This window comes from Streptomyces sp. NPDC031274, from assembly GCF_055570235.1.
Window position 1 is genome coordinate 132,694 of record NZ_JBVIHP010000006.1, and the last position, 13,801, is coordinate 146,494.

Annotated in this window: 13 protein-coding genes; 6 read left to right on the plus strand and 7 right to left on the minus strand. The window is 70.1% G+C overall.

The annotated features are described in order from the left end of the window. Nucleotides 1-35: 35 nt before the first annotated feature. Nucleotides 36-1,148 carry a ferritin-like domain-containing protein gene (locus tag ACZ5CR_RS12370; RefSeq protein ID WP_468856476.1) on the minus strand — a complete coding sequence of 371 codons (1,113 nt, stop codon included), beginning with the start codon at nucleotides 1,146-1,148 and terminating at the stop codon, nucleotides 36-38. Nucleotides 1,149-1,366: 218 nt separating this feature from the next. On the opposite strand from ACZ5CR_RS12370, the gene ACZ5CR_RS12375 reads away from it, so the two are divergent. The 4 genes from ACZ5CR_RS12375 (at nucleotide 1,367) to ACZ5CR_RS12390 (ending at nucleotide 4,834) form a co-directional block, all read left to right on the plus strand. Beyond that, complete coding sequence (locus ACZ5CR_RS12375; RefSeq protein WP_468856479.1) at nucleotides 1,367-2,305, plus strand: AurF N-oxygenase family protein; 939 nt, start codon at nucleotides 1,367-1,369, stop codon at nucleotides 2,303-2,305. 104 nt (nucleotides 2,306-2,409) lie between these two features. After that, nucleotides 2,410-3,138: a TetR/AcrR family transcriptional regulator gene (locus tag ACZ5CR_RS12380; protein WP_389903232.1), complete on the plus strand. Its 729-nt coding sequence runs from the start codon at nucleotides 2,410-2,412 to the stop codon at nucleotides 3,136-3,138. A gap of 24 nt (nucleotides 3,139-3,162) precedes the next feature. Next, nucleotides 3,163-3,450: a hypothetical protein gene (locus ACZ5CR_RS12385; RefSeq protein WP_468856483.1), complete on the plus strand. Its 288-nt coding sequence runs from the start codon at nucleotides 3,163-3,165 to the stop codon at nucleotides 3,448-3,450. A gap of 151 nt (nucleotides 3,451-3,601) precedes the next feature. Beyond that, nucleotides 3,602-4,834, plus strand: a complete 1,233-nt coding sequence (locus ACZ5CR_RS12390; RefSeq protein WP_468856486.1) for a C40 family peptidase — start codon at nucleotides 3,602-3,604, stop codon at nucleotides 4,832-4,834. Nucleotides 4,835-4,883: 49 nt separating this feature from the next. Here the strand turns inward: ACZ5CR_RS12390 and ACZ5CR_RS12395 are convergent, their stop codons facing one another. From ACZ5CR_RS12395 to ACZ5CR_RS12415, 5 genes are all read right to left on the minus strand, one after another. Beyond that, nucleotides 4,884-6,116: a styrene monooxygenase/indole monooxygenase family protein gene (locus ACZ5CR_RS12395; RefSeq protein WP_468856488.1), complete on the minus strand. Its 1,233-nt coding sequence runs from the start codon at nucleotides 6,114-6,116 to the stop codon at nucleotides 4,884-4,886. A gap of 68 nt (nucleotides 6,117-6,184) precedes the next feature. Then, entirely contained in the window at nucleotides 6,185-6,814 is a 630-nt protein-coding gene (locus ACZ5CR_RS12400; protein ID WP_468856490.1) for a GTP-binding protein, read from the minus strand. Next, on the minus strand, nucleotides 6,795-7,199 hold the full coding sequence (locus ACZ5CR_RS12405) for a DUF742 domain-containing protein (RefSeq protein WP_468856493.1): 405 nt from the start codon (nucleotides 7,197-7,199) through the stop codon (nucleotides 6,795-6,797). Before ACZ5CR_RS12405 ends, ACZ5CR_RS12400 begins: the two co-directional genes overlap by 20 nt. Continuing rightward, the gene (locus ACZ5CR_RS12410) at nucleotides 7,196-7,732 is read right to left on the minus strand and encodes a roadblock/LC7 domain-containing protein (RefSeq protein ID WP_468856495.1); all 537 of its coding nucleotides are present in this window, start codon (nucleotides 7,730-7,732) and stop codon (nucleotides 7,196-7,198) included. The genes ACZ5CR_RS12405 and ACZ5CR_RS12410 overlap by 4 nt, the downstream gene beginning before the upstream one ends. Beyond that, nucleotides 7,729-10,821 (minus strand): sensor histidine kinase, encoded by a 3,093-nt coding sequence (locus ACZ5CR_RS12415; protein WP_468856498.1) that lies wholly within the window; start codon nucleotides 10,819-10,821, stop codon nucleotides 7,729-7,731. The genes ACZ5CR_RS12410 and ACZ5CR_RS12415 overlap by 4 nt, the downstream gene beginning before the upstream one ends. Before the next feature lie 355 nt (nucleotides 10,822-11,176). On the opposite strand from ACZ5CR_RS12415, the gene ACZ5CR_RS12420 reads away from it, so the two are divergent. Next, nucleotides 11,177-12,022 carry a protein phosphatase 2C domain-containing protein gene (locus ACZ5CR_RS12420; protein WP_468856501.1) on the plus strand — a complete coding sequence of 282 codons (846 nt, stop codon included), beginning with the start codon at nucleotides 11,177-11,179 and terminating at the stop codon, nucleotides 12,020-12,022. A 127-nt stretch (nucleotides 12,023-12,149) separates the two neighbouring features. Here the strand turns inward: ACZ5CR_RS12420 and ACZ5CR_RS12425 are convergent, their stop codons facing one another. Further along, on the minus strand, nucleotides 12,150-12,674 hold the full coding sequence (locus ACZ5CR_RS12425) for a MarR family winged helix-turn-helix transcriptional regulator (protein ID WP_468856503.1): 525 nt from the start codon (nucleotides 12,672-12,674) through the stop codon (nucleotides 12,150-12,152). Nucleotides 12,675-12,921: 247 nt separating this feature from the next. Between ACZ5CR_RS12425 and ACZ5CR_RS12430 the strand changes: the two genes are divergently transcribed. Next, complete coding sequence (locus ACZ5CR_RS12430; protein WP_468856506.1) at nucleotides 12,922-13,764, plus strand: lysozyme; 843 nt, start codon at nucleotides 12,922-12,924, stop codon at nucleotides 13,762-13,764. The last annotated feature ends 37 nt before the right edge of the window (nucleotides 13,765-13,801 follow it).

A 13,801-nucleotide genomic window follows, 5' to 3' on the forward strand; every position in this document is an offset into this window, starting at 1 on the left:
GTGGCGGAGGCTCGGGGTGGCGGAGGCTCGGGATGTCAGAGGTTCGGAGCGCCGCCCGAGGCGATCATGTTCTCGACCTCCGCCACCCGCTCCCCCTCCTCCGCCGCGAACCGCTCAGCGTCAAGCTTCTCGGCGATCTCCTCGTCCTGGGCCATCAACTGGTCGAGGTTGGCGTTGCCCATGTCGAAGACGCCCATGTCGACGTACGCCTCCTGCAGCCGCTTGCCCCACAGGCCGATGTCCTTGACGCACGGCACGATGCGGCTGAAGAGCAGCTGGCGGAAGAGGGCGAGGAACTCGGAGTTCTCGCTGTACTCCTCGGCCTCCGCCTTGGGGATGCCGAAGTTCTCCAGGACCTCGACGCCGCGCAGGCGGTCGCGCATCAAGTAGCAGCCCTCGATGACGAATTCCTCGCGCTCGCGCAGTTCCGCGTCGGAGAGCTGCTTGTAGTAGTCGCGCAGGGCCATGCGGCCGAAGGCCACGTGCCGGGCCTCGTCCTGCATGACGTACGCGAGAATCTGTTTCGGCAGCGGCTTGTCCGTCGTGTCGCGGATCATGCCGAAGGCGGCCAGCGCGAGGCCCTCGATGAGGACCTGCATGCCGAGGTAGGGCATGTCCCAGCGGGAGTCGCGCAGGGTGTCGCCGAGCAGCGCCTTGAGGTTGTCGTTGATCGGGTAGAGCATGCCGATCTTGTCGTGCAGGAAGCGGCTGTAGACCTCCGCGTGCCGTGCCTCGTCCATGGTCTGGGTCGCCGAGTAGAACTTGGCGTCCAGGTCGGGGACGGACTCCACGATGCGTGCCGCGCACACCATCGCGCCCTGCTCGCCGTGCAGGAACTGGCTGAACTGCCAGGAGGCGTAGTGCTTGCGCAGCTCGCCCTTGTCGCGGTCGGTCATCATCGCCCAGTGGCGGGTTCCGTAGAGCGATATGGACTCGTCGGGGGTGCCCAGGGGGTCGTACGGGTCGACCTCCAGGTCCCAGGCGATGCGCTTGGCACCGTCCCACTGCTTGTCCTTGCCCTTCTGGTAGAGGGCGAGCAGCCGGGCGCGGCCCTCGTCGTACTCCCAGCTGAAGCGGGCCGCGCCGCTCGCCGGTATCTGCCAGATGTTCTCGTCCGGGGCGTGCGTGTACAGCTCGTGCGTCGACACTGACGGCTCCTCAGAATTGGCCTCGGTCTGCTCCGTAATCGCCTGGTGATGTCCTGGTGCTGCTTTCGACTGCCTTGTACCGCTTGGTAATTGGCAGGCTCACACGTTCGTAGACGTGGGGTCAACAAGTCGTGCGCAAGGGATTGACGGCCTTGCTGACGGGCAGTCTCATAAGTCGTGACCGCCGGTAACTCTGACGACGAGGCAGGGGCAGAGCCATGACGACCACCACGGAGGACGCGGCGATCGAAGGGCTGCGGGACGCGCTGGGACTGCTCAAGGACCGGGAGCAGGTGGCCGAGCGGCTGCTCGATTCCTCCGCCAAGCACTCCTTCGACCCCGACAAGGAACTGGACTGGGAGGCACCGTTCGAGGAGGGCAAGTGGTTCTGGCCCCCGGAGCTGGTGTCCTTGTACGGCACGCCGATGTGGCAGCGGATGAGCGAGGAGCAGCGCATCGCGCTCTCCCAGCACGAGGCCGCCGCGCTCGCCTCACTCGGCATCTGGTTCGAACTGATCCTGATGCAGCTGCTCGTACGGCACATCTACGACAAGCCCGCCACGAGCTCCCACGTGCGGTACGCGCTGACGGAGATCGAGGACGAGTGCCGGCACTCGAAGATGTTCGCGCGCCTGATCACCCGCGGGGACACCCCGTACTACCCGGTCAGCACCGTGCACCGGAACCTCGGTCGCCTCTTCAAGACCATCTCGACGACACCCGGTTCGTTCACGGCGACGCTGCTCGGCGAGGAGATCCTCGACTGGATGCAGCGCCTGACGTTCCCGGACGAGCGCGTCCAGACCCTCGTGCGCGGCGTCACGCGGATCCACGTCGTGGAGGAGGCGCGCCATGTGCGGTACGCCCGTGAGGAGCTGCGGCGCCAGATGGTGACGGCACCGCGCTGGTCCCAGGAGTTCACCCGCCTCACCTCCGGCGAGTTCGCCCGCGTCTTCTCCGTCGCCTTCATCAACCCCGAGGTCTACACGAACGTGGGCCTGGACAGGCGGGAGGCCATGGCGCAGGTCAAGGCGAGTGCGCACCGCCGCGAGATCATGCAGACCGGAGCCAAGCGCCTGACGGACTTCCTGGACGACATCGGGGTGCTGCGGGGCGCCGGGCGGCGGCTGTGGAAGAGCTCGGGGCTGCTGGCGTAGCTGTCGTGGCGGTCGCAGCTGTCCTAGCTGTCTCTGCTGTCGGAGTGAAGAGGGTACGTAGGGTTCCGGCGCGTTTGTTCGACAGGGCGGATACGCTGCGAGGCATGACCTCGCCTGCTCCCACCCGCGCGTACCGGCGCCTCAGTGTCGAAGAGCGGCAGCGGCAGCTCAAGGAGGCCGCCCTGTCCCTCTTCGCGGTGCGCGCACCCGACGAGGTCTCCCTCGACGACGTCGCGGAGGCCGCCGGTGTCTCCCGGCCGCTCGTCTACCGCTACTTCCCGGGCGGCAAGCAGCAGTTGTACGAGGCCGCGCTGCGCTCCGCCGCCGACGAGCTGGAGCAGTGCTTCGACGAGCCTCCGGAGGGCCCGCTCACGCAGCGCCTCGCGAACGCCCTCGACCGCTATCTCGCCTTCGTCGACCAGCACGACGCGGGCTTCAGCGCGCTCCTCCAGGGCGGCAGCGTCGTGGAGACCTCGCGGACGACCGCCATCGTGGACGAGGTGCGCAGGACGGCCGCCGATCACATCCTGGCCCACCTGGAGGTCGTGGGCGCCACGGGCCCGCGCCTGAGGATGACCGTGCGGATGTGGATCACCTCCGTCGAGGCGGCGTCCCTGATCTGGCTCGACGAGGAGAAGCAGCCGTCGCTCGACGAACTGCGGGACTGGCTCGTCGAGCAGTTCATGGCGGTCCTGGTGGCCTCCGCGGGCCGCGACCCGCAGACGGCGGAGGCGGTACGGGGCGCACTGGCCATGGAGACGGCGGACGGCCCCGCGGGCTCGCTCGCCCGGCGTGTCCTTCCCGTAGTGAGCGACGCGGCGCACCTGCTGTGACGCCGGTGCTGTGACACTGGGCGGGTGAAGAGCGAAGACACCCCCTTCGTGGGTGGCCCCCTGGACGGCCGCGTACTGCCCATCCTGCTCGGCCCGACCGGCCACCCCCCGAAGGTGTACCGGGTCCCGGTGCCGGACGAGGCGGGCGGCCCGCCGACCGTGCTCGTGTACCGCCGGGTGGCCAAGGCCCCGGGGAGGCGGCTGGGGCTGCACCAGGGCTGGAAGTACGAGTACGACCCCGAGGGCGACAAGGCCGGGTCCGGCCTGAAGTGGCCGTGGTCGAAGCCGGGCGGGGCGAGCGCGGCGGACTGAGCGCGGCCGGGGCGGCAAGGGCGGCGCGCCGTGGGGCCCTGGACGAGTGACCGCATTGCGCCGCCCGCGCACCTTCCGGAGGCGGACCGCGCCGGGGCGGTCGATGCTCGCGGTGCGGGCGGACGTACCGCCGCGCTCGGGAGGTGATGGCATGTCAGGCAAGCTGCTGCGGTGGGTCGGTACGGGAGCCGCGGTCGGGGTGTTGCTGGCGACGGCGTCTCCGGCGTACGCCGTCCCGGAGCCCGACGGCACCACCGAACGCCCCGTCTCCGAGCTCCTGACAGACCTTCAGGAGCTGTACCGGAAGGCCGAGGAGTCGACGGAGACGTACAACGCGACCGCGGAGAGGCTCAAGGAGCAGCGCGCCGAGGTCACCCGCCTGAACGGCAGCCTGGCCCGCGCCCGCACATCGGTGCACGCCGGCAAGGGCGCGGCGGGCCGCTTCGCACGGCAGCAGTACCAGGGCACCACGGAGATCTCCCCCTACGTACGCCTGCTCCTGGCCCGCGACCCGCAGCAGGCCCTCGACCAGGGGCATGTGATCGGCCGCGTGGCGGCGGAGCGGGCGGCGACGGTGCGGCGTCTCGTCGGCGGCGAGAAGACGGCGGCCACGCTGGCGGCCACGGCCAAGAGCGCCCTCGCGGCCCAAGTCGCGCTCGCCGCCCAGCAGAAGGAGGAGCGGAACACGGTCAAGGGGCAGCTGAAGGAGGTCGAGGAACTGCTCGCCTCGCTGAGCACGGAGCAGCTCGCGGAGCTCGCGCGGGCGGAGGAGGAGGGGATGGCCGACGCGCAGCGGAAGTTCCTGGCATCGGGCAAGCTGAGCGCATCTCCCGAATCTCAGGGATCTCAGGGATCTTCGGGTTCTCCGGGTTCTCCGGGTTCTCCGGGTTCTCCGGGTTCCGCACCGTCGCGACCGCCGTCCAAGCGAGGGGATTCGGCGCTTGACTACGCCGTGCGGCAGATCGGCAAGCCGTACAAGTGGGGCGCGGAGGGACCCAAGTCCTTCGACTGCTCGGGGCTCACCTCAAAGGCATGGGCGAAGGCCGGGAAGACGATCCCGCGCACGTCGCAGGAGCAGTGGGCACAACTGCGGCGGGTCTCGCTGCGGAAGCTGCGCCCGGGTGACCTGATCGTCTACTTCCCCAAGGCCACGCACGTGGCGATCTACCTGGGCGACGGCATGGTGATCCAGGCCCCCCGCCCCGGTTCCCGGGTAAAGGTCTCCCCCATCGCGGCGAACCCCGTACTGGGAGCGGTACGTCCGGACCCCTCGGCGGAGCCGATGAAGGGCTACACCCCACCGAAGTTGCCTCGCGGGGCGATGAGGGGCGGGGACGCGGGGTATGGGCGGGCGGGAGCACCGAACGCTGGGCACGGGGCCTGAGGCACTGACCGGGCGCTCTGTCGGGGCCCCGCCCCGCCCCGGGTACGAACTAACCCGCAAGCCCCGCCAGGTACGCCCCCGTCTTCTCCGGCTCGTAGAAGAAGTTCTCGAAGTCCGCCGGGTCGTTGAAGCCGTTCGCGAAACGATCTGCCGCCGGCTGCAGTTGGCCCGCCGCGCCGATCAGGTTCAGGACGTGCTCCGGCGGCGGCGACAGCATCGCGTTCGTCCACTTGGTGGTGTGCTGAGCCGTCTCCCAGTAACCGTCGAACGTGGACTGCATCCAGGCCTCGTCGAACGGCTTGTCGCCGTGCGAGACGATCGACGCGAGGTACGACGCCGCGCACTTCGAGGCCGAGTTGGACCCCTGTCCCGTGATCGGGTCGTTGGCTACGACCACGTCGGCGACGCCGAGGACGAGGCCACCGCTCGGCAGCCGCCCGATCGGCTTGCGGACCGTCGGCGCGTAGCGGCCGGACAACGTGCCGCCCGCGTCCGTCAGTTCGACCTTGGTCGCCCGCGCGTACTCCCACGGCGTGAACTTCTCCATGAGCTCCAGCGTCAGCGCCAGGTGCTCGGAGGGGTCCTTGATCCCCTGGAAGACGTCGAGGGGGCCGCCGGGCAGGCCCTCCCAGAACAGGATGTCCGCGCGCCCGGTCGTCGTCAGCGTCGGCATGACGAAGAGCTCGCCCACGCCCGGCACCAGGTTGCACCGCACCGCTTCGAACTCGGGGTGCTCGGGCCGCGGCCCCATCCCGTGGACGTAGGAGACGGCCAGGGCGCGCTGCGGCACGTCGTAGGGGGAGCGCGAGGCATCCCGCTCGAACATCGAGACGAGCTCGCCCTTGCCCGCGGCGACGAGCACCAGGTCGTACGTGCGGGAGAAGTAGTCGAGGTCCGAGACCGCCGCGCCGTGGATGACCAGCTGGCCGCCCCGCTGCGCGAACGTCTCCATCCAGCCCGCCATCTTCACGCGCTGGTCGACGGACTGGGCGAATCCGTCCAGCTTGCCGACCCAGTCGATGACGCGGGACGAGTCGGGCCCGGCGACCGAGACGCCGACGCCCTCGATCTTCGGCGCCTGCGACTCCCAGAAGTTCAGCTGGAGGTCGCGCTCGTGCTGCAGCGCGGTGTGGAACATGCACTGCGTGGACATGACACGGCCGGACCGGACCTCGTCCGCCGTGCGGTTGGACATCAGGGTGACCTCGTACCCCTGCGACTGGAGTCCGAGAGCGATCTGGAGTCCGGCCTGACCGGCTCCGACGACGAGTATCTTCCGCATGCGGCTACTTCTCCTACGTGCTGGTACGTACTACTGATACGTACTGACGTGCTCAAGATCAGAAAGAGCTATTCAGGGGTTACGGCGAGGGCGTGGCCGACCAGCGAGAGCAGGGACTCGATCGCCGAGATCCGCTGCCTCGCGTCCATGATCAGCACCGGTATGTGCGCGGGGATCGTCAGCGCGTCGCGGACGTCCGCGGGCTCGAACTCCTCGGTGCCGTCGAAGTGGTTGACGGCCACGATGTACGGCAGACCGCAGCTCTCGAAGTAGTCGAGCGCGGGGAAGCAGTCGGCGAGCCTGCGGGTGTCGGCGAGGACGACGGCGCCGATCGCGCCGCGCACCAGGTCGTCCCACATGAACCAGAAGCGCTGCTGCCCCGGCGTACCGAAGAGGTAGAGCACGAGGTCGTCGTCGAGCGTGATCCGGCCGAAGTCCATGGCGACCGTGGTCGTGGTCTTGTCCGGGGTCGACGTGAGGTCGTCCGTGCCCTCGCTCGCCTGCGTCATCAACGCCTCCGTCTGGAGGGGTGTGATCTCGGAGACCGAGGTGACCAGGGTCGTCTTGCCGACGCCGAAACCGCCCGCCACCACGATCTTCGTCGCGATCGGGGCCCGGGTTCGGTCCGTCTGCCAGGCTTGCAGGTTCTCGTCCGGGTCGGGGCCCGGGTGGTGGAGGTCAGAGACGGCGGAGTCCACTGAGCACCCTTTCCAGCAGCGCGCGGTCCGGCTGTCCCGGGCCGTGGCCCGTGCCGTACACGCGGATCTTTCCCTGGTCTGCGAGGTCGCTGAGCAGTACGCGGACCACGCCGAGCGGCATCTTCAAAAGCGCGGCGATCTCCGCGACCGTACGCATACGGCGGCAGATCTCGACGATGGCCCGCATCTCGGGCATGACGCGGGCGATGGCGTCGCCCTGCGGCAGTTCGCGGCGCTCCTCGGGAGCCTCGAGAGCGGCCACGAACGTCTCGACGAGCAGGACGTGACCGAATCGGGTGCGCCCGCCGGTGAGCGAGTACGGGCGCACTCGGGCGGGTTTGCGGGCACCGCCGCGCTGGGGCAGCTTGCCGGGCTTACTGCTCATCGGACGCTCTCCATCGACTGGCGCAGTTCACTGCGGAGTTCGGGGGTGAGGACATGCCCGGCGCGGCCCACGAAGAGCGCCATGTGGTACGCGACGACGGTCATGTCGCAGTCCGGGGTGGCGTGCACACCGAGCAGCGAACCGTCGCTGATCGACATCACGAAGAGGCTGCCCTCCTCCATGGCGACGACGGTCTGCTTGACCGGCCCCGAGTCCATCAGCTTGGAAGCGCCGATGCAGAGGGAACCGACACCGGACACGATGGTGGCGAGGTCCGCGCTGGAGCCCTTGGGGCCCGAACTGTTGTCGACCGCCTGCTCGTTGTTGCGTGCGGGGTCGGAGGAGAGCAGGAGCAGTCCGTCGGAGGAGACCACGGCCACCGAAAGCAGCCCCGGCACATCCTCGACGAGGTTGGTGAGCAGCCAGTGCAGGTTGCGTGCTTCGCTGCTCAGGCCGAACCCGGCGGTTCTCTCACCGCGGGTGGAGGTACTGCTTCCGGTGGACGAACCGGGTGAGCGCATGGGCGCAGTCAACTACTTGCCTCCTCGACTGTGTCCCCCATGTTTTCTTCGGTCTTTCTGGTCTCTTTGGTTTCGTTGGGTTCGTTGGTTTCGTTGGTCTTTTGGGTCTCTGCGGTCTCGCCGTTGCGGTCGTTCAGTTCGGCCTCTACGTCGCGACGGCCGCTTATCGCTCCCTGGTGGAAGCCCCCCAGGCGCTTGCGCAGCGCTTCGGCGTCCACGGAGCCGCTGCGCGCCTTGGGCACGGTGGGCTCGGGTGCGGTGATCTTGGGTGTGCGCTTGGGGAGCCCCTTGTCGGTGACGCGCTCCCACTTGGGGGCGGGGGCGTCCTCGGAGGCCTCTTCGGGGGCGGGTACCGGCTCGGGGTCAAGGTCGGGCTCGGCTTCCGGCGCCTCCGCTTCCGGGGCCTCCGCTTCCGGAGCTTCCGGAGTCTCCGGGACCGGCGGAAGGACAAGCTCCATGGTCGTCTCGGGCGAAGTCTCGGGCTCGGCCTCAGGCTCAGCCTGGGCCTGCGCCTCGGCCTCGGGATCAGCCTCGGGCTCCGCTTCACGCACCGCCTGCTCCGCGGCCTCGATCAGCGGATCCACGCCTGAGGTCACCGCCGCGGCCTCCGCCGCACGTCCCGGCAGCACATTGGAGTTCGCCTCGGCCTCGGAGCCGGGCAGATGCAGCGCGGGGGCCGCACCGGCGACCGGAACACCCACCGGCGGCGTACCCACCGCGGGCGCCGCGGCGAGGATCGACTTCGGCAGGACCACGACGGCCGCGATGCCGCCCTGCTTCTGCTCGCGCAGCCGGACCCGCGCACCGTGCCGCGCGGCGAGCCGGGCCACGACATAGAGGCCGAGCCCGAGCCCGTCCCCGCTCTCCTGGTCGTACGCGTCGTCCGGACGGAACTGAGCCAGGCGGGTGTTGAGCTCGTCCATGCGGTCCGGTGTGACCCCTATGCCCTCGTCCTGCACGGAGAGCATGACCTCGCCGCTCTCCAGGAGCCAGCCGGAGACCTCGACGGAGGCGTCCGGCGGCGAGAACGAGGTCGCGTTCTCCAGGAGCTCGGCGACCAGGTGGCTGATGTCGTCCGCGGCGAAGCCCGCGACGTGCGCGTGCGGCGGCAGCGTGGCGATACGCACCCGCTCGTACCGCTCGATCTCACTCACGGCGGCGCGTACGACGTCGACCAGCGGGACCGGGCCCGGGTGCTGGTGGCCGTGCTCGGCCCCGGCGAGGACCAGGAGGTTCTCGCTGTGGCGGCGCATGACCGTGGCGAAGTGGTCGAGCTTGAAGAGCGTGGCGAGGCGGTCGGGGTCCTGCTCGCGGTCCTCCAGGTTCTCGATGACGGCGAGCTGCCGCTCGACCAGGCCCAGGGTGCGCAGGGCCAGGTTGACGAACGTGCCGTGGATGGACTGCCGCACCCGCTCCAAGTGGGCGGCGGCCTCGGCCAGTTCGGCGCGCAGCTTCTCGCGCTCGTCGGCCATGGACGTGCGCTGGCCGATGAGGTGCTTGCGGTCCGCTTCGAGCGTGGTCAGGCGCTCGGTGAGGGCCGCCGCGTGCTCGTGCAGCGCGTTGACGGACCGTACGACCTGGGCGAACTCGTCGTCGCGGCCCGTGAAGCGGATCGGCTCCTGGGGCGCGGGCTCGGTGGCGAGGCGGGCCGAGCCGATGCGCAGGACGGCGAGGGGACGGGTCAGGCTGCGGGCCATGCCCATGGAGACGCCGACCGCCACGAGCAGCGTGACGCCGATGAGCGCGACGCGGATCTCCAGGGCCGTCACGTCGTCGTCGCGCAGCTTGGCGAGGTCCTTGGTGCGCTGCACCGTGAGAGCGGACTCGGCGCCGCGCATCATCTCGATGCGGGCGGAGAGCGCGGTGTCGAGCTTCTTGCGGTCGTACCGCTGCTCGGCGGTGGAGAGCGTGGGCTGGTCGGTGAGGCGGGAGAGGTACTTCTCCGCCGTCGTCACCTCGTTGCCCGTGACCGTCGAGTCGTACGTGCTGCGGGCGCCGTCCGTGGCCGCGTCCCGGAAGTCGGCGATGGCCGCCTGTTCGCGCACGTGGGCCTGCTGGGCGGCGGCGCTGAGGCCGTCGCGGCGCTTGTTGTACGCGGAGGACTCGTCGACCACCGTGGTGGGCAGGCCGGTGATGGGGTCGAGGGCCGTGCTCGTCTCCGTGGAGCGCGGGACGGCGAGGGTGGCGAGGAGCAGGCCGCGGGCGCTTGCCGCCTGCTCGACGGCGTGGTCGAGGTCGGCGAGCGCGTAGGCGCCGGAGCCAGCGCGGGGCGGGGTCTTCTCGGCGAGTTCACGGGTGAGGCCGTGCAGTTCGGTGATGACCTTCGAGTACGCCGTGTGGGCTTCCAGAGCAGTGCTCTTGCCGGTGAGCGCCGCTCTGCGTACGGCGCCGATGCTGTCGAGCTCGGCGCGCAGGGACACCGGCCCGTCGGCCGTCCGCAACTCGGCGACCTGGCGGTCCACGCGGGCGCTGCGGCTCTCGGAGAGCCCTTTGCCCTGCGGGCGGCCCGCCGCGATGAACGAGGTAACCTCGTCGCGCTCGTCGGCCAGCGAGTGACCGAGGGACACGGCGTCCTGGGTCCGCTCGGCGAGGGTCACCAGGCTCTGCGCGTCACTCAGTTGCCCGGAGGCGGCGACGATCGCGGGCGCTCCGGCGCCGGCGATCGCGGCGGCCACGACGGCGACGGCGACGATCAGCCGATTGCGTACGCGCGCGGTGGGTTTGGAGTTGACGGACTTCACCGGCTGCACGGGCTTCGCGGGCTGCTGCACGGCCTGCGGCAGGGGCTTGGAAGGCTTCGCGGGGTCTGCGTCGACGGGCTGCGCGGCAGGCTTCTCCGTCTCCGCGGAGTTCGGCCCTGCCGTGTCCTGCCCTGCGGAGTTCTGCCCTGCCGAGTCCTGCCCCGCAGAGTTCTGCCCCGCGGGCTTCTCTCCGGCTGCGGGTCCTGTCACCGCAGCCGCCACGCCCTCTCCCGCCGCGCTCTCTCCCGCCGCGTGCTCGGGCGAACGCTCTGTAGGGGTGGTCGCGCCCGGCGTGGCCCCTTCAGGAGCCGTCTGCTTGCCCTTGCGCCCAGGCCGCATCTTCTGCACCGGTGCTCGCATTCTTGTTCTTCGTCTGCCCATGAGCCCGGGTGACGATCCGTCAACACACGCGCCCCCGGTACGGCTCCAGACCCTTCCAGTGCCGATGGGTGGCAGTCGTGCATCACATGCCTGGCCACCCGAAGGAGTGAACATCGGCGGGGAGTTGGCGAGCAAGTCCCGAAGTGGACCGAAAGTACCGGCCACGGCGAGCCGGTTGGACGCCGACCGCAGGCTTTGGCAGGATGCGCTGCCACACGCCGCCGGAAGTGATTATTCCGACCGAAATCCGGCGTCTGACCTGCCGGTCCGGGCCGATCCCCGCCCGCCGTCGACCGCTGGGCGGCCTTGTGAAGGCCTCGTGCAGACTGGCGGAATGCGTATCGAACTCGCCACCGAGCCCGGAGACCCCGCGCGCCCCAACGAGGACTATGCCGCGGTCATGCTTCCCGCATCCGGACAGGGCGGATCGCTCGCCCTTCTCGACGGGGTGACTCCGCCTGCCGGAGACGACGGCTGTCTGCATTCTGTCCCTTGGTTCACGGCGCGACTCGGGGGCGCACTGGGGGAACTGTCCGTTTCGCGACGGGATATGACGCTCACTGAGGTCCTCGCGGCGGCGATCGTGCGCACCGCGGACGCCCATGGTCAAACCTGTGACCTTTCTCACCCGCGTACGCCTCAGGCGACCGTGGTTCTGGTGCGCTGGGACGACGAACGGGTCGAGCACCTCGTCCTGTCCGACTCCGCGCTCCTGATCGCGGGCCCCGACGGCTCGGTCACACCGGTGCTCGACGAGCGCCTCGCGGAGCTGCCGCCGCGGATCCGCGAGATGCGCGACGCCGTCCGCGCACTGCCCCGCGGCTCCGCCGAACGCGAGGTCGCGGGCCGCGCGTACGGCGCCGCGGTCGAGGCCCTGCGGAACGCGGAGGACGGCTTCTTCACGGCGGCGGCGGACCCGTCGGCGGCGGCACGTGCGGTCACCGGCACGTCGCCCCGCGCGGAGGTGTCCGCGGTGGCGGCCCTGACGGACGGAGTCGGCCGCTGGGTGGAGACGTTCCGCGCGGGCGACTGGGCGGAATGCTTCGAGCTGCTGCGGAAGGACGGGCCGCAGCGCCTGGTGGACCGGGTTCGGGAGCTGGAGCGTGCGGACCCGGAGGGCGCGGCGTTCCCTCGGGGCAAGCGGCATGACGACGCGGCGGTCGTCTACGCGGAGTTGTGACCCGGGGTCCGTCCCGGCGAGAGTCCGGATCTCATCCGCGGGCGCGTCGCGGCTGGTGCGCGCCGTGACTGGTGCGCCTCACGGCTGGTCGCGCAGTTCCCCGCGCCCCTTCGGGGCTCGACGCCCCTCAGGACTCCGCGGACTCGTTCAGCTGACGCAACAAGCGCGCGAGCTCCGCCACCTCCGCCCGGTCCCACCCGGAGAGCTGCCGCACGTACCGCTCCCTGCGCCCCGCCCGCACCTCGCGGAACCGCGTCCCGCCCTCCTCGGTGAGGTGGACGAGCCAGGCCCGGCCGTCGGCGGGGTCGGGCTCGCGGGCGACGAGGCCCAGTTCCTCCAGGGCCCGCAGCTGCCGGCTCATCGTCGCCTTGCCGACGCCGATGTACGCGGCGAGGTGCGTGGCCCGCTGCGGACCCGAGTCGTCGAGGCAGACCAGGAGTCCGTACGCGGCGGGTTCCAGGTCGGGGTGGACCTGGCGCGCCATCTCCCCGGACGAGGCACGTGCCCGGCGCAGGAGCAGCGTCAGCTCCCGCTCCAGGGAGAGGAACTCACGGTCCACCAGCCTCTCCACGCCCCGCCGGTCCACGTCGGCTCGACCGTCGTTCACGTCGACCCCACCGTCGTTCTCGCCCTCGTGCACTTCAGCACCCATGGCACGCTTTCTTTCCGGATCATGCGAATTCTCCATCGCCGCAGCTCGGCCAGTATTTCGTAACGTCCGGTGCGACCGCGCCGAGGACGCCGCCGCAGGAGTAGACCAACGGCAGGCACAGGAACCCCTTCCCAGCCACGGGTCTACGTGCGTAGCGTCGTACGTGACATGTTCACACCACGAACCTGTCGACAGGTCCCCCCACGAGCTCCATCGAGCTCAACCGAGGCCTAACGGAGGCACGCACATGCCCGTGCACAGACCCGGAACACCCCGCCGCTCGCGTTGGTCAGCGGCCGGAATCCTGCTCTCAGTCCTCTCCGCCCTCTCCCTCCTCCTCACGCTGCCAGGCGCCGCACAGGCCGCCGGTGGTGACGACATACCGGCCCGCGGCACGGCCCGCATGGGCCAGGGCGTCATCGAGCACGACGGGCAGGGCAGTCTCCCGCCCGGTGGTGACGCCGTACAGACCGAAGGCGTCGACGTCAGCAGCCACCAGGGCAACGTCGCCTGGTCGACGCTCTGGAACAGCGGCGTGAAGTGGTCCTACGCGAAGGCCACCGAAGGCACGTACTACAAGAACCCCTACTTCGCCCAGCAGTACAACGGTTCGTACAACGCGGGCATGATCCGCGGCTCCTACCACTTCGCGACGCCCGACACGACGAGCGGCGCCACCCAGGCCAACTACTTCGTGGACAACGGCGGCGGCTGGTCGCGTGACGGCAAGACGCTGCCGGGCGCGCTCGACATCGAGTGGAACCCGTACGGGGCGGCCTGCTTCGGCAAGTCCCAGTCCGCGATGGTCACCTGGATCCGTGACTTCCTGAACCAGTACAAGGCGCGCACCGGACGCGACGCCGTGATCTACACGGCCACCAGCTGGTGGAAGGATTGCACCGGCAACTACGGGGGCTTCGCCGCCAACAACCCGCTCTGGATCGCCCGTTACGCCAGCGCCCCGGGTGAGCTGCCCGCCGGGTGGGGCGTCCAGACGATGTGGCAGTACACGTCGACGGGTCCGACGGTCGGCGACCACAACAAGTTCAACGGCGCCCTCGACCGGGTGCAGGCGCTCGCCAACGGCTGAGCCGACCCTCTCCGCGCACGCGCCTCTCACGCACGCG